Genomic DNA, 16,840 nt, shown 5'->3' on the forward strand with positions numbered 1-16,840 from the left:
CCCCCGCCTGGATCTGTCACACGATGCGACGGAAAGTCGTGTGACAGCGGCCGCCGAGGACTTGTCACACGATCCCGTGGCAGCCCCGGAATCGTGTGACAGTTTTGGGTCGAATCGTGTGACAGTTTTGGACGAATCGTGTGACATCGCTGAGCGCGAAGTTGGCACGGTTCTTACGTCTGTCGGTACTCCGTCTGTCGGTCTTCCAGGCGCATGCATCCCGACTGCCTCAACTACAGGACGTGCGCGCGAAGCTCTCGACCCTCCTGCCGCGAGGTCCCCGGATGCGATGCGAAAAGGATTCGATCCGGGGTCCAAACCCTCTGCGCTCGTCCGACACGACGCCCGCCCCGGTGTCCGCGTCTCGCTCTCAGCCGCCCCCTCCCGCCACACCGAGCACCGAGGACAAGCCCGATGAACCACCACGACCAGATCGACCGGAGCCACTTCACACGCCTCGACTACCCCTCGTTCACCGCCGCCCTCACCGACGCGATCCGGGTGCTCGACGACTTGGCCGCCATCGGAGCCGGCCAACTCCTGGTCCCCGCGGACCAGCTCGACTTCACGCTGCGCCGCAGCCGCGAGCTCATCGCTGCCTGCATCCAGACCGCACGAGAGGCAGGCATCGAGCCTTGATCCCCACCGACTCCACCGACGCACGCGAGCAACGCGAAGCCGAAGCCGAGCGCCTGGCAGAGGAACAGGCGAACGACCTGGTGCACACCAACACCTGCCGCGGCGGGTGGCTGGGAGAAGACGACGAGGGCCGGCCTCGTCCCTGTCCCCGCTGCCGACCGCACCTGTTCCACGTCCCCTGCTGGACCTGCCAGGCGCCATGGCGGTCTTGCCTAGCCCTGGACGACATCAGCCGCGGGCCCTGCTGCCACGGCTGCGACCACCACCCCAGGCGCACCTGACCCCGCCGTGCGCGTGTCGCGTCCGCGGACCCGGCACAACCGATACAGTCAGGTCAGTTCCAACAGCAGAACCCAAACGGCCCCAGAGCGACATGCCAGCGGCCCGACGGGGAACGCGAAGGGGAACGGCCTCGCCCGACACGGGCACACGAGCCCGTCACGGGCACAGAACCCTCAGCCGAACAGCGCGTCTTGACCAGCACCCGTCACGGGTCCGCGTCCGCGCACAGCATCCGAGCAGCTGCCCTGCTGCGGTGCAACCACGGCCGAGGGAGAGACCGCACCTTCGCCCACTCCCCGTCCTGAGAGGACCACCTGCTGTGACCACCGAGATCATCTACGACGACTCCCGCTACCCCAGCCCCGCTGACGTCACCACCTTCATCCGTCGAGTCCCGAGCAACGACACCCTCCAGCTGCTCAGCGACTTCCCCACGGACACCAGCGACACCAACCGGTTCGACTGGTCCGAGATCACCCGCGTCAACCGCGCCGCGAAGTACCGCAGCTTCGACGGCCGCATCCACGTCTCCGAGCGAGACTCCGGCGCCAGCTCCAGCGTGCCGCTGCTCCCGCTGTCCACCAGCCTGCCCACCGGTGAGCTCGAGCGGCTCCAGCTGGAGTTCCACCGCAACCGCGGCGGCAACCCCGACATGCTCATCACCGCGACCTACAACGACGCCGAGCAGCTGACCCGCGAGGTCCAGAGCCGACTCGAGGTCGCGTGGGGCGACGCGCTCACCGACGGCGTCATGGACGTGCCCGAGCTCAACACGCAAGCCGACTTCGGCATGCCTGCCGAGCACAAGGTCATCGCCGCCACCGCCTGGTCCGACAGCACCAACGGGACGCCCCTGACGGGTATCCAGGCCATGGTCGACGTCTGGACTGCTACCAACGGGACCCCGCCCGGCCGGATGAAGATGTCCCTGACCGACCGGCGCTCCCTGCTGCGGTCCAAGGAAGTCATCGACGCCGTGCACGGCTCCACCGCCGGCCACACGCGCGTCACCCTCACCGAGCTCAGCGAACTCCTCGACGGCGAGGGCCTGCCCGCCATCGACCCGACCTACGACACCAAGGTCAACGTCGACGGCACCGACGTGCGGACCATCCCCGAGCACACCGTGGTGTTCCTCCCCACCGACCTCGGAGAGCTCGGCGCCACCGTCTACGGCGTCTCGGCCACCGCCCTGGAGCTCCTGCAGTCCGGAGCCGTCGACATGGGCTTCGAGGACGCCGCGGGCATCGTCGGCGTGGTCCTCAAGCAGGGACCGCCGTTCCGCCAGCACGTCTTCGTCGACGCCGTGGCCCAGCCCGTCCTCCACAACGCGCGCAAGCTCGCCGTCCTCACCGTCGGCTGAGCCGCCCAAGCCCCCTGCTGCCCGGTGGATGAGGTCGGGCCGGGCAGCAGGGCACCAGCCGGTGGGGCCGGGACTTCCGGCATGGGTCACCCGGCCCCACCACCCTCCGACCACACCCGCTCCAGCGGCACCCGACCCGAAGGACCGACCGATGAACTCCACCGCCCTCGACGACCAGTGCACCGCCGCAGCCCAGGAAGCACTGTTGACGGTCGCCAACACCACCGCCGCACTCGACGGCACCCTCGAGCCACACCCCGACCCCACCGAAGTCCAGGTCGCCCGGCAGCTCGCCGCCGCGAACCCGGACCTGTGCACCCACACCAGCAGCGGACCGACCGTGCTGTCCTGGACACCGGGCCAACCCGACATCGGATGCGCCACCTGCAACCTCACCCACCGAGCCGACAGCCCCACGACCTGCGCCGGCTGCGGCCTCGACCTTCCCGAGACCTGTGGCCACACGATCAGCCTCATCGGCCCCGTCATCGTCTGGTACCAGACCTGCCCGCCCTGCCGAACCACCGAAGGCGACGAGCAGACCGAAGCCGACTTCGAGGCAGCAGCCCGGGACGTCACGGCGAACCTACGGCGCAGGTGGAGTCGATGAGCGAAGGCACGTCACACGCGACGCCTGAGGGCGGGATGCAGGCCCTGCGACGCGTCACCGCCAAGACACCCGGGAAACCGCTCGAGCTCAACGGTCGGCGCAAGGTCATCGACCGGGAGAAGGGCCTGGTGGAGATCGAGGGCATCGCGGTCGACGCCGCGGAGAACGCGGTCGCCGCCCAGGCCGACCACGTTGCCCGCGTCGGCGGCTGATGCGGCGCCCGGCGGAGCTCCACGCGACCCGGTGCCAACCGGCCCCGTCAAGATCGGCTCCGTACCAACACGGCGTGTCCCCCGCACGCCCCCACCACTTCTGGGAGCGTCAACGACATGGCGACACCTCAGAAGAACACCGACCACACCACCGACACGGCACCCTGCCAGCACTGCGGGTCCCGAGTGGTACTGCGGACCAGTACCTTGCCGCGAGCCCTCGGAGAAGCGACCGCCGACACCCTCACCATCCGGGTCTGCACCAACCGCACCTGCCGGACCAACGGACCCCGGATGCTCGCGATGCCCACCCCCTGAACACCGGCCCAGCCGGATGCCGGCCGCCGCTGACCCCCAGGTCCACCCCCTCCCCCGGGGGGCGACCCCCTGGCTGCCGATACGCACTGCAAACCGGGGTCCCTACGTTTCCCCCACTTTCAGACCCGCACGGGCCCACGGGCCCCACGGCCGCCTCAGCGGCCCCCACTGCCTCATCCCGTCGACGTCGTTGGAGCTCGTCGTGAAGGTCCTGAACCGCGTGATGACACCGGAGCAGCGTGAGGCCCGCCGGCTGCTCGTCGAGCGGCTCAACCGGGCGGCAGCGGCCTCCCGAGTCGCGCCGAACCCCCCGGCGACCGCACCGGCGCCCCGTCTCGACCTGCGTCGCACGTGCCGGCACTGCGACGGCCCGCTACCCGACCAGAAGTACCAGGGGATGCCTCGCAGGTGGTGCAGCGAGGCATGCCGGATGCGCGCGTACCGCCGCCGTCGCCACCATGGAGCCGGAAGGCCAGCAGAAGCGGCCGAGGGCGTCTAGACTGGACCCACAGTCCGTGGGGTGACAGGACCCGAGACCCGTCACCCCACGGGCTGTTTGCGCGCCCGACCTGTCCCCACACCCGGGCGTGCCGGCGCGACCCGGCTGTTCACGTCCCGAAGGGCCGGGGTCGCGCCTCCGGTGCGCGGCAGAGGCCACTGGACTGACCGGTGGGCGTGCTTGAGCCGGACCTCACTGCAGAGAAGGGTGCAGCCGGTCCCGGAGTTCGCGCGCGAAGTTCTCCCGCACCTCGCGCGCCGAACGCCCGGCCTGTCGTCCACGGAGAACCAGCTCGTGCTCGCCAGCGCGGACCGTGAAGTCGAAGTAGAAGGTTGTCCCTTCCTGGTGTCTCCTCGTGGCGTTGAGGACCGCGTCCAGAGTGAGCACGACGTCTCGCAGCGGCCACGCCATGACGGACACTTCACCGATCACGTCACGGCCGAAGTCGTCGACGACCGTCATCGCTGCTCGCAGCAGGCGGGTGTCGGTCAGGACCCAGCTGGTCCACTGGACCCCGTCATCGCCGTCCGTACGTGTGGTTGTCGAGCAGACGGCCCGCTCGCGGCCCAGGAACCACAGCACTGCCGCGTACAGCTCTTCGGAAGGCTGTTCCGAGGTTGCGTCGTCGGCGAGGTGGATTGCAGCCCAGTCATCAGTCGTCAGGTCCATGGCGACAACGTAGCTAGCAGGACCGACAGTGGGACGCTCCGTTCCTGGTGACCCTCGCCGCGACTCAGGACATCGATTTGACCCGTTCCTCAGCCAGATGCAGCTACGTTGTCCCGCATGGCTCGAATCGACTACGCCTTCGTCGCGGACTTCGCCAAGGTCGAGCCATCGGGAACCCTGACGGTTGTCGGCGCGTCGTGGACGTTCGTCACCGCAACCGAGTTCCCCAGCGCGCATCGGATGGCAGTAGCGGGCCGAGTGCGAGCTGCCCTCTCGGAGGGGGCGGTGGAGTTGCTCATAGCCGTCCAGGGCCCGAACGACAGCTTCAGGATCGAAGGTGGGGCAACCCTCGTGTCGACGGATGCGGCTGCGCCCTACGGACCTGACAACGCCGTGGGGTACTTGTTCGCCCTGGAGCTCACCGTGCCGCTCCTCGAGGAAGGGCTCTACGAGATCTTTGTTGACCTGCCCGAGCACGACGAGCACCGACGCCTGGCCTTCGAGGCGCGCCTCCCTCCCGCATGAACCTAGTGCTTCGCGGGCATCCTCTTCAGAGGATGGCTCAACGCGGCATCACTCGCGCCGATATCGAGAACGCATTGGCGAACAGCCACACTACGTGGACTGATCCGAGCAAGCCCAGCGTTACCTACATCGGCCCCGGGCTGAACGGTCAGGACCTCAAGGTTTGGACCGTTCCTCCGGGCGTCGAAGACCCCTCCGGTAGGGTCATCATCAAGTCAGCAGCTTGGAAGGACTGATCACATGAGCATCAAGATCGAGTGGGACACTGCTGTCGACGCTGGCTACATCCACCTCTCCGACGAGCCTGTTTCTCGGACCGTCGAGGTGAACGTCAACATCCTGGTTGACCTCGATGAGTACGGCGTGGCCGTCGGCATTGAGGTCCTGGACGGCGCAGTCGAGATCCCCTTCACCGAGCTTGTCGACAGGTTCCACGTCCACAGCAAGGTCATCGACTTTCTGCGCCTGGTCCGCCCGTCGCCCACCCGGTTCCTGAGCCTGACGACCGGTACGGACGGGACGAGTAACCGCGTGACCAGCGGTTCCCGTCCATTCGCTCTCGTGTGAGGGAGTGGTGGGGTGTCCCGATTGGGACACCCCACCACTGCTAGGGGAGCACTGGGCTGGAGGCTGTGGGCCAGCGGGATCTACTGGGCCCGCGGACGCCTCTCGACCTGAGCCGTGTCGCCGCCGGCCGGGGAGACGGTGAACCTGTCGGTGTCGACGACGGGCTCGTCTTCGTCGCGGCCGATGTTGTGTGCCAGCACGCCTCCATGGCTCGACCGGGGGCCGTCCAGACCATGATGCCCGCGGCCGCTGGTAGACGTCCTCGGAGGTGTACCGGCGGGCAACGTCCGGGGGGCGGTCCAGGACCAGTCCAGCCGCCGCTCGATCACGTGCTACCGACACTCGGTCGACGCTGCCCCCCGCTGCCGTCGACGCTGCACCCCGCTGCCGTGAACATCTGTCGCCGCCGGTGACGGAGACGGTCGGACCGCGGACGCACCCCATCCTGCCCATCAGTGGACAGCCGTCACCAACCGCCCCACCCACCACGGATGATGATCAATTTCTGCCCCTCCCGACCTGACAAGCCCGTACAGTCGTGTTCTGCGGCTCGCGCTGCGGCAGGACCCGAGACCTTGACGCAGCGCGAGCCGCATCTAAGGGGGGCGTCCTGTGGGTCTGGCACCTTGCCCAGGCTCACAGGGCCGCCCCTTCCAGCCCCCGGCGTGTGGGAGTTGTGAAGGGTCAGCCGATCTCGGCCGCCAGAGCCACGGCTAGGTCTAGCGTCACCGAAGTTTCGCGGGCGTCCCCCTGTACCCGCGAAGCACGGCCCGGCCGTCGACGCCCCCCAACGCCGGCGACCGGGCACCCAGTTTCTGAGGATCGCCCAAGGATCAACCGCACCTCCTGCGGCGGAGTGGTGCCAGCCGCTAGGATCCCTGCCCTCGGGTACCCCATGTTCTCGAGAGGCCGCCCCGGCCGCCCGAGTGCTCTCATCCCCCGTGCACTCGGGCCCGGGCGCGGTCCCAAGGGGCTCTACCTGGGTCTGCGCCGCTCAGCCAGACGCACCCCACAGATGCGGTCAGCACCGCTTAGGGGTCTCCACACTGTGGACACCCCTCGACGTTGAGCGAGCACGACATGGGGTGCGCCTGGCGCACCCCGTCGTCGACGACGATCGGAAGGGTGGGGTACGCCTCGCGTACCCCACCCCGGAGACTCAGAGTCCATGGAGCCGCTGCTGACCGACGATGACCTAGCGAGCGTCCTCAGCGTGACCGTCGAGCAGGTGACGCTGTGGCGCCGCCGCTACGACTGGCCTCACCGCGCGTTCGGACGCGTCGTCCGATACACCGAGCATGACGTCGAAGTGATCCTGGCCCGGCACGCCCGCGGTGGGGAACCACCGTCAGGCATGCCAGGCCAGACATCGCGTAGCGCGGCCTACTGGGCCGGCCGTCGCCCCTTAACGTAAGCAACGTTGCCCCGGCCGGCGGCCGGCGTGAGGCCGGTCCACAGCTCGACCCCCGTCAGGGTGCCAACCTCCAGGAGCCGCTCGGCTGTCGAGAGAATCGCCGACCAGGATTGCGTCAGCTGATCCCGCAGCGCCTCGATCACGTCTGCAGCGTCCAACATGTGACCCGCTACCTCGTAATCGTCGCACCCCCCAGTGAGTACGGCCGCGGTCAGATGATCCTCGAAGTCGAACTCGTCGGGCTCACTGTTGAAGGTGTACACCGCCTCCGCAATCGGCCCAGCAGCCCCGATCCATGCGTAAGTGTCCCAGGCAACCTCCCTCGGCTTCCACGGGCGGCAGACCCCGGTCAGTCGCGCATCGCGCGGCCGAATGGTCGCGTACCTCAGGCGCAGGCCAGCACTCGTGTAGGCCCATGCGTGGCCGATCTCATGGACCGCGACGGTCATTTTGGACTCCACGCGCTCAGTCTGCCTCGGCTGCGGGGTCACCCCAGGTCCACGCTGTCAGCCAGCCGCAGCAGCTGAGCAGCCAGCACCCGCGCCTGCCCGGTCGTGAGCCACAGGTCCATGCTCCGCGTGCCCAGCCCCTGCCCGATCAGGGTGCCGACCTCGACCTCGATGCGGGGGTCGCGGACTCCGCCGTGGTCGGCGACCGGGGTGCCGTGGACCTGCAGCCGGTACAAGCCACCCTCACCCGATCCGCTGCCGTCGTCGATCAGAGCGCCGTAGTCGGTGGAGGAGTGCTCGCGCGCGTCCTCCCACGGGTTTCCTTCGTCCAGGGCCTGCTGGTGCCCCTGCACGCCCTGCGAACACCACGACGGGCAGGCGAAGCCGGCCGGCACCGTCCCGTGCAGGTGCTGCGGCATGGTCCCGAGGTCGACCAGCAACCGGTCACCGACCTTCCTCGTCTGCACGGCGCCGGTGGAGATCATCTGGCGAAGTCTCGCGGTGTCGAGGCCGACCCAGTCGGCTGCGTCCATGACGCTGAGGAAGCGGTCCTCGGGTGCATGTCCCGCGTCGGGCGCAGTTGTAAAGCTCTTGACACCTGAGCTGGTCGACAGGTCCTCGCCCGAGGTGTTACCCCGGGTAACACCTCGGGCGCCGGTGGGCCCGTCGAACCTCTTGTGCGCTGCGGCGTACTCGACGGCCGCCTCGAGGGCCCGGGCGACCTCGGCCGCGGCCGACGGCGTGCTCTCCCCGTCCAGGCCGGTCGACCACGTCACCACCTCTCTCCGGTACGTCCCGGCCGGGCCGTCGGCTTCGCTGGTGTGGCCCTGCACCTCGACACTGTGGACACTCCCTTCGCCAGGGGCCCCCACAGTCTGGGGACCCCGCGGCTCGTCGGGGGTACTCACAATCTGCGTACCCCCGCGCGTCGGTCCTGCGGCGTCCGTACTCGCTGCCGTGACCTCCGACGACGGCCCGGCCATGCCGGGACCATCATCCGACCTGCTCGCCGCGGCCTCGCAGTGCGAGCAGGACCACTCGCCCTCCGAGCAGCGACCTGACTCGTGCGCCTGCCGCGCCTGCTCCTCGGCCGACGCCACCGCAGCCACGAGGGTGTCCGTCGGACGAACACCCTCGGGGTCAGGGGTCTGCAGGATCTGCATGCCCTTCCCGTCGAGCGCGTCCAGGTCGCCGGCATCGACCTGCCCACCGGCGACGGCCGCTCGGGCGAGCCGCTGCGCCTGCTCGCGGTCAACAGCGTTCAGGTCCCGGAGGTCGAAGAGGCAGTGTCCGTCCGTGATCGGGATCGGGCGCAGCAGGCCGGCGGAGACGAGGTGGTCGAACTCGACGGTGGTGAGGTCCACGTAGCCCGCGGCGTCCTCACGGTTCAGCAGCCGGCTCATGCGCCCGCCTCCATCGTGAGAGCGAGCAGCGACCAGGCGATCTCGGCGAGCTCGACGACCGGGACGGTCGACGAGTCGGGGCACATGACCACCACGTCGTCGAGGTCGTCGTCCGGGTCCGGAGTGCCGTCGGGCCACGTCACCGAAGACAGCATCCAGCCGTCGCCGACGGTGCGGCTCTGGTGGATGACGCGGCCGTCCCAGTCGCCGCGCAGGAGCTCGACAGCGTGCTCGAGTTGGGTGCGCTCGCACCACGACGGGCAAAGGATCTGCGGGATGGTGCTGGCGCTCTTGGGCGCAGGGGTAGTACGTTCTGACTCAGACATTGCTTTCCCTTTCGAGGGAACGGGGCCCCGGGGAGTTGCAGCTCCTGCGGGGCCGATTCGTTTCGAACGAGGACGCGACAGTTGCACTCTGCTGCGTCGCCGGCGTCAGCCCGTCTGAGGCGGACGTCGGGGTCGAACGGGACCGGCTTCGGCAGGCCGGCCCTGGTACCTGTTGCGCGGCGTCTAGGCGGACACCTCCTTCTGGTCTTGTCGCAGGAGCTGGGTGAGGTCGCAAAGCGGGGCGGGCGGGGGTCCTCGAGTCCGCACAGAGTCCGCAGAACTACCGGCGCTTACTGACAACATCCGGTCGCCCAGCGCGGAAAAGACCCAGTTCAGGCGTCTGCAGTGGCATCCACTGACAAGACCTGACAAGGCGGGATTACATGGAGACCAAGAAGGCCTGAGGCCTCCTCCCGCACCTCGCCCGCCCGGTGGACGCCGGACGGGCACCGCACGCCGCCCCGGGGCTCGCCCCGCGGGCGGCGTCGTCGTTCCTGCCGGAGGGACGCCGCACCGGTCCGGACCGGTCCCGGCCCGCTGTTTGAGTCGACCGCCGACGGGGTACCGGCACCCACGCGACGCCGACCCGGCCTGCGGGGCCGCCCCGACCAGGGCCCCGAGCACGACCGATGACCCCTGACCGATCTAGGGTCGACGCCACGAGACGGCCCTCCCCCCGGAGCGCCGCAGAGAGAAGGACGATGCCCATGTCGCTGCCCGGTCACCCCACCGGCCAGGAGAACCCGGCGGACGTGGACATCCGCGTCCCCGCCGACGGGGCGTACGTCGCCGTCCTCCGCACGCTGACGGCCGGCCTGGCCGCGCGGCTGGACTTCACCATCGAGGACATCGAGGACCTGCGGATCGCCGTCGGCGAGGCCTGCGCGATGGTGCTCCCGGAGGCCGACGAGGTCTCCGACATGACCGGCAGCTTCCGGCTGGCCCCCGGCCGCCTGGTCGTCCAGATCGGCGTGGACGCGACCCAGCCGGCTCCCCCCGACTACGACTCCTTCGCCTGGCAGGTCCTCACCACCCTGGCGGACGCGACGGTCGCCACGCAGGACGGACGCTTCGTCGTCACCCTGGTGTCGACCTCGACGCCGCTGGGCGGGAGCTGAGCCGTGGTGGCCACGGCCGGGCACGACAGCCTCGGTGACGCCGTCGACGCCACCGGGGAGACGGACGAGCGCCGCGCGGGCATCGAGGCCACACGTCGGCGCAGCGCCGCGCTCTTCGCCCGCCTGCTCGACCCCGACGCCTCGCAGGCCGAGCGCGACACCGTCCGCGACGAGCTCGTGCAGCTGCACCTGCCCCTCGTCGAGCACTGCGCCCGACGCTTCCGCAACCGCGGCGAGCCGTTCGAGGACCTCGTGCAGGTCGGCACCATCGGCCTCATCAAGTCGGTGGACCGCTTCGACACCGACCGCGGCGTGGAGTTCTCCACGTACGCGACGCCGACCATCATCGGCGAGATCAAGCGCTACTTCCGCGACAAGGGCTGGGCCATCCGCGTCCCGCGCCGGCTCCAGGAGCTGCGCATGCAGATCGGGACGGCGACCGCCGAGCTCACGCAGGACCTCGGCCGCTCCCCCACGGCCTCGGAGCTCGCCACCCACCTCGACTGCTCGGTCGAGGAGATCGTCGAGGGCATCGAGTCCTCGAACGCCTACTCCACGCTCTCGCTGGACGCCGGGGACGACACCGAGGACGGCGCCCCCAGCATGCTGGACGCCCTGGGCGAGGAGGACGTCAACATCGCCCAGGTCGAGGTGCGCGAGTCCCTGAAGCCGCTCCTGGACCAGCTGGACCCGCGGGAGAAGAAGATCCTGCTCCTGCGGTTCTTCCGGAACATGACGCAGTCGCAGATCGCCGCCGAGATCGGCGTCTCCCAGATGCACGTCTCGCGCCTGCTCAACCGCACGCTCACGCACCTGCGGGAGTCGCTGGCCGACGACGCGGTCTGACCGGCGGCCGGGAGGGCGCCTCAGCCCTCCCCGGCCTCCCCCGCGCCGCTCGAGCGCACGCCCAGGTAGGCACGCGTCGAGGGGTGCAACAGGCCGGCGAGCCCGGCGGCGCCGAGCACCACGAGCGCGGCGGCGACCGCCTCCACGTCGCGCAGGCTCCAGGCCATCAGCAGCGTCAGCGCCTGGACGAAGACGAGCGGGTTGCGCCCCCACGCGCGGCCCCGCAGCAGCGCGGCCGTGCAGGCGAGCACGACGAGGCCCGCGCCCACGAAGAAGACCGTGGTGCTCACGCCGAGCTCCAACCGGTCCCCGCTGGTGCTGAGCGCCTCCAGCACACCGAGGACCAGGAGCACCACCCCTTCGACGGCGCCGGCGAGGGCGGCCAGGTAGAGCCAGCCACCCCTGCGGGTGGCGGACCGGGCGGGGTCGGGCGTGGGACGGTCGTTCACGTGCTCACCCTAGGCTCCCCGTCCCGCCCGCCCGACGTGACCCGCGCCGCACCGGCGAAAGGTCACCGCAAGGTCACGGCCCTCCTGCCCGGAACACCCCCTACGGGGTTGCTGACCTGCCCGAACGGGCCTCATCCGGACCGTCAGGGAACACCGGCCGTCGTGGCCTGCGTGTGACACCCGCGTGACATCGCTGTGACGCAACCGACGAAACCTTGGACGGCAAGGGACTTGTGTCACGGCCGGATCATTGTCAATCTAAACGCTGCGCTCGCTGCCGACGCGCACACGTTGCTGTGCCCACCGCTCGAGCCTCGCAGGCCCTGTCGCCCCTGGCCTGCACGATCATCAGAAAGAGGGAAAGCCCTGCCATGGACTGGCGCAGTCGCTCCGCATGCCTGGACGAGGACCCCGAGCTCTTCTTCCCCATCGGCAACACCGGTCCGGCCGTCCTCCAGGTCGAGGAGGCCAAGCAGGTCTGCCGCCGGTGCGACGTCCGCGAGCAGTGCCTCCAGTGGGCGCTCGACGCCGGCCAGGACCACGGTGTCTGGGGTGGCCTCTCCGAGGACGAGCGCCGCGCGCTGAAGCGGCGCAACGCCCGGGGCCGCCGCACCGCCTGACGCGGGGCCGGGCGCTCAGTCGACCGGCACGTCCACGACGACCCGGGTCCCCGGGCCGTCCCCGTCGGGGCGGCGCCCCATCTCGAGCGCGCCGCCCAGCTCCGACTCCACCAGCGTCCGCACGATCGACAGGCCGAGGTTCGTCGAGCCGTCGAGGTCGAACCCTTCCGGCAGGCCGCGTCCGTCGTCGTCGATCGTGACGCGCAGTCGCCCGCCCAGCGGGCGCACCGTGAGGGAGATGTGCCCGTCCACGACGGGTGCCGGCGAGTCCTCCGTGGCCCCGCCGTCGGCCTCCACCTGCGGGTAGCCGTGCTCCACGGCGTTCTGCAGGATCTCGGTGATCACCATCGCCAGGGCGGTGGCGGTCTCGGACGGGAGCCGACCGAAGGACCCCGTGCGGCGCACGCGCACCGGGCCGGCCGTCGCGGACACCTCGGTGACCATCTGGCAGAGCCGGTCGGCGATCTCGTCGAACTCGACGTCCTCCTCGACGGCCTGGCTGAGCGTCTCGTGGACGATCGCGATCGAGCCGACCCGACGGACGGCCTCCTCCAGCGCGCCCTTCGCCTCGGCGTTGTCGATGCGGCGGGCCTGGAGCCGCAGCAGCGCGGCCACGGTCTGGAGGTTGTTCTTCACCCGGTGGTGGATCTCCCGGATGGTGGCGTCCTTGGTGATGAGCTCGCGGTCGCGGCGGCGCAGGTCGGTGACGTCGCGGACCAGCACGAGGGCCCCGATGCGCTCCCCCGAGGGACGCAGGGGGATGCAGCGGGCGATGATCGCCACCCCCTCGGTGGCGAACTCCAGGTCGCGGTGGACGCGCCCACCGAGGACGGCGGAGAACGTCTCCTCGTCGGGGCGCCGGCGCGGCGGCACCAGCTCCCGGGTCACGTCGACCAGGCGCGTGTCCGACAGGTCCGCGGAGAAGCCGAGCCGGGTGAAGACCGACTGCGCGTTGGGGCTGGCGTAGACGACGTGACCCTCGCGGTCGACGCGCACGAACCCGTCCCCCACCCGTGGGGTGTCGGCGTGGTCGCTGCGCTGGCCCGGCGCCGGGAAGTGGCCCAACGCGATCATCTGCGTGAGGTCGGCGGCGCTCTGGAGGTAGGAGAGCTCCAGCCGTGAGGGCGTGCGGACGCCGAGCAGGTTGGTGCTGCGAGCGACGACGGCGATGACGCGGCCGTCGTGGCGCACCGGGATGGTCTCGACCCGGACCGGCACGTCGTCGCGCCACTCGGGGTCGCCCTCGCGGACGAGCCGCTGCTGGTGCCAGGCGGCGTCGAGCAGCGGACGCCGACCGGCGGGCACGAACGTCCCCACGATGTCGTCCACGTAGGCGGTGGGGGCGGTCGTCGGGCGCATCTGCCCGGCCGCCCAGAAGCCGCGCCCCTCGCGGTCGGGCAGCCACAGCACGAGGTCGGCGAAGGAGAGGTCGGCGATGATCTGCCAGTCCGCCATGAGCAGCTGGAGCCAGGCCTGGTCGTCCGCGGTCAGGTCGGTGTGGCTGCGGACCAGCTCGCTCAGGGAGGGCACGGAGGCAGCGTAGGCCCGGCCGTGGCCGCCCTGGCCGTCGGCCCGGCATCCCGGCCCGGGGGCGCCGGTCGCGGGCCGGTCGCGTGCCCGTTCTGCACCCGTTGCGGGCCGTTTGCGCGCCGGTTGCGCGACCCACCCCGGCCCTGGCCTGTGGGTTCTCCGCGGACGCGGCTGGAGGCCCCCGACGTACCCACCCCACGGGGTGATCGGGAGGCCCGCGTCTGTCAGGATGGCGCCCATGTCGGGGTCCTACTGGGAGCAGGTGCTGGCCGACGACCTGGCGGTCCCCACGGACCGTCCGCTCGCCGATCTCACCGCAGAGCTCACACGCATGCTGGGGGACGCCGACCCCGCTCGACGCGACGGACTCGCCCTGCCCACGCTCGGCACCTGGGTGCAGCGGGGCGTCTACGACGACCTCCTCCCCGGCCTCGGCGACGGCATGGCCGCCGGCCTGACGATCGGCCTCGGCGAGAACGGCACCGACACCGTCTTCCGCCGCTCTTTCTCCGCGCTCGTGCTGGGCGCGTGCATCGCCCGCGACAACCGGCGCCCGCTCGTGCTCGGCGGCAAGGTGCTGGAGTGGGGCGACCGGATCGCCACCTGGCTCCTGCGCGAGCGCGACACCCGGGGTCTCGTACCGGGCAAGGGCTGGGCGCACGCGGTGGCCCACGGCGCGGACGCCATCGGCACCCTCGCCCGCTCGCCGCACCTGAGCGCGCCGGAGCTCACGGTGCTCCTGGACGTCGTCGCCGACCGCGTCCTCGCGCCCGTCGACCACCTCTGGGTGCACGGCGAGACCGACCGCCTCGCGATGTCCGTCGTCTCGGTGCTGCGCCGCGAGCTCGTGCCCGTCGGCGTCCTCGAGCCCTGGGTGAACCGGCTCGCCGCGCACGCCGACTCCGAGCGCTCGACCGCCGACGACCCCTACCTCGTCACCGGCAACGCCCAGGCGTTCCTCCGGTCGCTGTACCTGCTGCTCGCCGTCGGCCCCCGGCCGCCGCAGACCCGCTCGGACCTCCTGCTGGTCCTCGTCGACGCCCTGCGCCGCACCAACTTCTCGCTCGCGCCCGCCGGCCACCACTGAGCCACCGGCGCCTTCCCCCACCCGGGCCCTGGCCCAGCAGCGCCCCGCCCTCGCCCGGCGCGGGTGAGCCTGCGACCGGCGCACGACCGGGCGTCGCAGACCCTCGCCCTGCTGGCTACTCGTGAGTAGGGTGCCCGGCATGACTGAGACGCAGGACACAGCCGCCGCCCCGTCCGGGACCGTCGACGGCCACGCGGGCACCGCCGCCCTGGCCGCGGCCCGGGCCCACGGGGTGGAGACGCTGTTCACGCTGTCGGGGGCGCACGTGTTCCCGCTCTACGACGCCGCGGTCACCGCGGACCCGCCGATGCGGCTCCTCGACGTCCGGCACGAGCAGACGGCCGCGTTCGCCGCCGAGGCCACCGGCAAGCTCACCCGCACCCCCGGCTTCGCGGTGCTCACCGCCGGGCCCGGCGTCACCAACGCCGTCTCGACGCTGGCGCAGGCGCACTTCGCCGGCTCCCCCATGGTCGTCCTCGGCGGCCGCGCGCCGGCCTCCCGGTGGGGCACCGGCTCGCTCCAGGAGCTCGACCACCCGCCCGTGCTCGCCTCGGTCACGAAGGACGCCCGCACGCTGCACGGCCGCGACGACGTGCTCGGCGGCGTGGACGCCGCCTTCACCACCGCCGCCTCGCCGCACCGCGGGCCGGTCTTCGTCGACGTCCCCATGGACGAGCTCTACGCCCCGGCCGCCGGCCCCGTGCCCACGCCCGTGCGCCCGCGCGGGGAGGACCCGGACCCCGAGGCCGTGGGGCGGGTCGCGCGGCTCCTGGCCGGGGCGGAGCGGCCCGTGCTCGTGCTCGGCACGGACGTGTGGGCCGACCGCGCCGAGGAGGCCGCGCTGCGGCTGGTCACCTCGATGGGGCTGCCGACCATCACCAACGGCATGGCCCGCGGGGTGGTGCCCGGCGGGCACCCGCTCCTGGTCACCAAGGCCCGCAGCCGGGCGCTGGCCCGGGCCGACCTCGTCGTCGTGGTGGGCACCCCGCTCGACTTCCGGCTCGGCTACGGCACGTTCGGCGGCAAGCCGGACGCCGAGGGCAACCCCACGACGCCCGCCCGCGTCGTGCACGTGGCCGACTCGCCCGGGCAGGTCGCCGGGCACGCGGAGCTCGCGGCCTCGCTGGCCGGCGACCTCACGGCGTGCCTGGACGGCGTCCTGGCCTCCGCGCAGCCGCTGGTGGGCGAGGGACGCCGGTGGGCCGACTGGGCCGCCGAGCTCGCCGCCGGGGTGGCGGCCGTGGTGGAGTCCGACCGGACCATCCTCGACTCGGACGCGGCTCCGGTGCACCCTGGTCGCATCTACGGCGAGCTCAACCGCCGGCTCGACGACGACGCGGTGGTGATCGGCGACGGCGGCGACTTCGTCTCGTTCGCCGGCAAGCTCGTGGAGCCGAAGCGGCCCGGCTGCTGGCTCGACCCGGGCCCGTACGGGTGCCTGGGCGCGGGGCCGGGTGCCGCCATCGCGGCGCGGATCGCGCGGCCGTCGTCTCAGGTCGTGCTGCTGCTGGGCGACGGCGCGGCCGGCTTCTCGCTCATGGACGTCGACACGATGGTGCGCCACGGGCTGCCGGTGGTGATGGTGATGGGCAACAACGCCGCGTGGGGCCTGGAGAAGGGGCCGATGCAGATGATCTACGGCTACGACGTGGTCGCGGACCTCTCGCCGCACACCTCCTACGACGGCGTCGTGCGGGCGCTGGGCGGCGGCGGGGAGACGGTGACACAGCCGGGCGAGATCGGCGCGGCGCTGGACCGGGCGTTCGCCTCCGGGGTGCCGTACCTGGTCAACGTCGTCACCGACGTGAACGCCGCCTACCCGCGGGCCACGTACGGGGTATGACGGGGCCGGGTGGCCCGGCGCGGGTTGACCGGTCTGCCAGGATCGCCGCGTGGCGTGCCGCGACCGTGCGC

Annotated in this window: 17 protein-coding genes; 11 read left to right on the forward strand and 6 right to left on the reverse strand. The window is 71.3% G+C overall.

What is annotated here, in order from left to right; translation table 11 throughout:
- Positions 1-414: 414 nt before the first annotated feature.
- From E8D37_RS04675 to E8D37_RS04690, 4 genes are all read left to right on the forward strand, one after another.
- Positions 415-639, forward strand: a complete 225-nt coding sequence (locus E8D37_RS04675) for a hypothetical protein (protein ID WP_136568614.1) — start codon at positions 415-417, stop codon at positions 637-639.
- A gap of 601 nt (positions 640-1,240) precedes the next feature.
- Positions 1,241-2,284 (forward strand): major capsid protein, encoded by a 1,044-nt coding sequence (locus E8D37_RS04680; RefSeq protein WP_168929619.1) that lies wholly within the window; start codon positions 1,241-1,243, stop codon positions 2,282-2,284.
- 151 nt (positions 2,285-2,435) lie between these two features.
- Complete coding sequence (locus E8D37_RS04685; protein ID WP_136568616.1) at positions 2,436-2,894, forward strand: hypothetical protein; 459 nt, start codon at positions 2,436-2,438, stop codon at positions 2,892-2,894.
- Complete coding sequence (locus E8D37_RS04690; RefSeq protein WP_136568617.1) at positions 2,891-3,106, forward strand: hypothetical protein; 216 nt, start codon at positions 2,891-2,893, stop codon at positions 3,104-3,106. The genes E8D37_RS04685 and E8D37_RS04690 overlap by 4 nt, the downstream gene beginning before the upstream one ends.
- 1,009 nt (positions 3,107-4,115) lie before the next feature.
- On the opposite strand, the gene E8D37_RS04695 is transcribed toward E8D37_RS04690, so the two are convergent.
- On the reverse strand, positions 4,116-4,592 hold the full coding sequence (locus E8D37_RS04695; protein WP_136568618.1) for a hypothetical protein: 477 nt from the start codon (positions 4,590-4,592) through the stop codon (positions 4,116-4,118).
- Positions 4,593-4,709: 117 nt separating this feature from the next.
- Here E8D37_RS04695 and E8D37_RS04700 point away from each other — a divergent pair, with 117 nt between their 5' ends.
- Together E8D37_RS04700 and E8D37_RS04710 are read left to right on the forward strand one after the other, a co-directional pair.
- Positions 4,710-5,117: a hypothetical protein gene (locus E8D37_RS04700; RefSeq protein ID WP_136568619.1), complete on the forward strand. Its 408-nt coding sequence runs from the start codon at positions 4,710-4,712 to the stop codon at positions 5,115-5,117.
- A gap of 240 nt (positions 5,118-5,357) precedes the next feature.
- A complete protein-coding gene (locus tag E8D37_RS04710; RefSeq protein ID WP_136568621.1) occupies positions 5,358-5,684 on the forward strand; it encodes a DUF2283 domain-containing protein in 327 nt (108 codons plus the stop codon).
- Positions 5,685-7,067: 1,383 nt separating this feature from the next.
- Here the strand turns inward: E8D37_RS04710 and E8D37_RS04715 are convergent.
- Genes E8D37_RS04715 through E8D37_RS04725 form a run of 3 tightly spaced genes read right to left on the reverse strand, consistent with a single transcriptional unit; the run spans position 7,068 to position 9,276 of the window.
- Positions 7,068-7,559 (reverse strand): hypothetical protein, encoded by a 492-nt coding sequence (locus E8D37_RS04715; protein ID WP_136568622.1) that lies wholly within the window; start codon positions 7,557-7,559, stop codon positions 7,068-7,070.
- Between the two features lie 26 nt (positions 7,560-7,585).
- Entirely contained in the window at positions 7,586-8,950 is a 1,365-nt protein-coding gene (locus tag E8D37_RS04720; protein ID WP_136568623.1) for a hypothetical protein, read from the reverse strand.
- Positions 8,947-9,276: a hypothetical protein gene (locus tag E8D37_RS04725; RefSeq protein ID WP_136568624.1), complete on the reverse strand. Its 330-nt coding sequence runs from the start codon at positions 9,274-9,276 to the stop codon at positions 8,947-8,949. Before E8D37_RS04725 ends, E8D37_RS04720 begins: the two co-directional genes overlap by 4 nt.
- A gap of 707 nt (positions 9,277-9,983) precedes the next feature.
- Between E8D37_RS04725 and E8D37_RS04730 the strand changes: the two genes are divergently transcribed.
- Complete coding sequence (locus E8D37_RS04730) at positions 9,984-10,394, forward strand: anti-sigma factor (RefSeq protein ID WP_136568625.1); 411 nt, start codon at positions 9,984-9,986, stop codon at positions 10,392-10,394.
- Between the two features lie 3 nt (positions 10,395-10,397).
- Positions 10,398-11,240, forward strand: a complete 843-nt coding sequence (locus tag E8D37_RS04735; protein WP_136568626.1) for an RNA polymerase sigma factor SigF — start codon at positions 10,398-10,400, stop codon at positions 11,238-11,240.
- Between the two features lie 20 nt (positions 11,241-11,260).
- On the opposite strand, the gene E8D37_RS04740 is transcribed toward E8D37_RS04735, so the two are convergent.
- A complete protein-coding gene (locus E8D37_RS04740) occupies positions 11,261-11,689 on the reverse strand; it encodes a hypothetical protein (RefSeq protein ID WP_136568627.1) in 429 nt (142 codons plus the stop codon).
- A gap of 371 nt (positions 11,690-12,060) precedes the next feature.
- Between E8D37_RS04740 and E8D37_RS04745 the strand changes: the two genes are divergently transcribed.
- Positions 12,061-12,309, forward strand: coding sequence for a WhiB family transcriptional regulator (locus E8D37_RS04745; protein WP_136568628.1), 249 nt, complete (start codon positions 12,061-12,063; stop codon positions 12,307-12,309).
- A 15-nt stretch (positions 12,310-12,324) separates the two neighbouring features.
- Here the strand turns inward: E8D37_RS04745 and E8D37_RS04750 are convergent, their stop codons facing one another.
- Entirely contained in the window at positions 12,325-13,839 is a 1,515-nt protein-coding gene (locus E8D37_RS04750; RefSeq protein WP_206055570.1) for a PAS domain-containing sensor histidine kinase, read from the reverse strand.
- 238 nt (positions 13,840-14,077) lie between these two features.
- On the opposite strand from E8D37_RS04750, the gene E8D37_RS04755 reads away from it, so the two are divergent.
- Both E8D37_RS04755 and E8D37_RS04760 read left to right on the forward strand, forming a co-directional pair.
- Complete coding sequence (locus E8D37_RS04755) at positions 14,078-14,926, forward strand: DUF2785 domain-containing protein (protein WP_136568630.1); 849 nt, start codon at positions 14,078-14,080, stop codon at positions 14,924-14,926.
- 139 nt (positions 14,927-15,065) lie between these two features.
- Positions 15,066-16,769, forward strand: a complete 1,704-nt coding sequence (locus tag E8D37_RS04760) for an acetolactate synthase (RefSeq protein WP_136568631.1) — start codon at positions 15,066-15,068, stop codon at positions 16,767-16,769.
- Positions 16,770-16,840: the final 71 nt, after the last annotated feature.

The sequence above is a fragment of the Nocardioides sp. GY 10127 genome, assembly GCF_004919085.1.
Lineage (GTDB): Bacteria > Actinomycetota > Actinomycetes > Propionibacteriales > Nocardioidaceae > Nocardioides.

Bases quoted from the DNA above. Each gene is read 5' to 3' on its own strand.
- E8D37_RS04720 (WP_136568623.1), bottom strand. From the start codon at position 8,950: ATGAGCCGGCTGCTGAACCGTGAGGACGCCGCGGGCTACGTGGACCTC.
- E8D37_RS04730 (WP_136568625.1), top strand. From the start codon at position 9,984: ATGTCGCTGCCCGGTCACCCCACCGGCCAGGAGAACCCGGCGGACGTG.
- E8D37_RS04695 (WP_136568618.1), bottom strand. From the start codon at position 4,592: ATGGACCTGACGACTGATGACTGGGCTGCAATCCACCTCGCCGACGAC.
- E8D37_RS04700 (WP_136568619.1), top strand. From the start codon at position 4,710: ATGGCTCGAATCGACTACGCCTTCGTCGCGGACTTCGCCAAGGTCGAG.
- E8D37_RS04755 (WP_136568630.1), top strand. From the start codon at position 14,078: ATGTCGGGGTCCTACTGGGAGCAGGTGCTGGCCGACGACCTGGCGGTC.
- E8D37_RS04710 (WP_136568621.1), top strand. From the start codon at position 5,358: ATGAGCATCAAGATCGAGTGGGACACTGCTGTCGACGCTGGCTACATC.
- E8D37_RS04685 (WP_136568616.1), top strand. From the start codon at position 2,436: ATGAACTCCACCGCCCTCGACGACCAGTGCACCGCCGCAGCCCAGGAA.
- E8D37_RS04725 (WP_136568624.1), bottom strand. From the start codon at position 9,276: ATGTCTGAGTCAGAACGTACTACCCCTGCGCCCAAGAGCGCCAGCACC.
- E8D37_RS04690 (WP_136568617.1), top strand. From the start codon at position 2,891: ATGAGCGAAGGCACGTCACACGCGACGCCTGAGGGCGGGATGCAGGCC.
- E8D37_RS04745 (WP_136568628.1), top strand. From the start codon at position 12,061: ATGGACTGGCGCAGTCGCTCCGCATGCCTGGACGAGGACCCCGAGCTC.
- E8D37_RS04675 (WP_136568614.1), top strand. From the start codon at position 415: ATGAACCACCACGACCAGATCGACCGGAGCCACTTCACACGCCTCGAC.
- E8D37_RS04760 (WP_136568631.1), top strand. From the start codon at position 15,066: ATGACTGAGACGCAGGACACAGCCGCCGCCCCGTCCGGGACCGTCGAC.